General features: G+C 37.2%; 1 pseudogene. It reads left to right on the top strand.

Annotated elements, in window-relative coordinates:
• Nucleotides 1-328: 328 nt before the first annotated feature.
• A pseudogene (locus GQR46_RS20290) lies at nt 329-699 on the top strand (hypothetical protein); the annotation flags it as partial.

Here is a 699-nt window from a genome sequence, read left to right as displayed (position 1 = left end):
TGAAACTGAAGACCCTAGCCTATTAACTCTTTTAAATAACTAATTCACGCTGACAAGTATAATACTTAAAGCTATTTTCAGTCCTATATTAGAGTCTAGTTTTCCTGCTATAAAGCAGTAAAACTAGACCCCATAAGTATATTAAGTCACGAATAACCGGCATCAATCACTGCCCACTTTTAAAAATACCAAAGAATAGCTCACGTCCACTATTTTATGGTATCAAGCTGGGTTCATTTGTTTTATAACAATCTCTGCAGCTTTAAGGCTAAATAATATTTAAGTATGCGCCGTTTGCCATGCTGAGTGAATTCTCATTACAGGGCAAGCGATTAGCTTTTTACAGGCTAAAGCTTTACGTATTGCTCCTTGGCCTGTTGTAAGTGTATTTGTAGAACAACACAAAGACGTTATTGCACTTGATGAACAACTTCGTTTAGTCGACTACATTAAAAGCATTCGTGAACAATCTCTTAAAGATATGATCCCTGAAGACTTACTTGCGTTTAGCGGTAAGCACATAGCATCACTTGATCCAAGCACATACAACTTTGACGTTGAATGGTTTGCATCTACAAAGAGTGCGAAGAGCTTCCATCAAATGCTTGGAGATTTACCAGGTGCTTTTGACGACGCACTAGCAAATATTCCACTTGAAGGTGATATTACTCAATATGAGTATCAACAATTTGTTGCTGC

It is taken from the genome of Pseudoalteromonas sp. Z1A6 (genome assembly GCF_011378745.1).
Lineage (GTDB): Bacteria > Pseudomonadota > Gammaproteobacteria > Enterobacterales > Alteromonadaceae > Pseudoalteromonas > Pseudoalteromonas arctica.
This window is presented reverse-complemented; position numbering and strand designations above follow the sequence as displayed.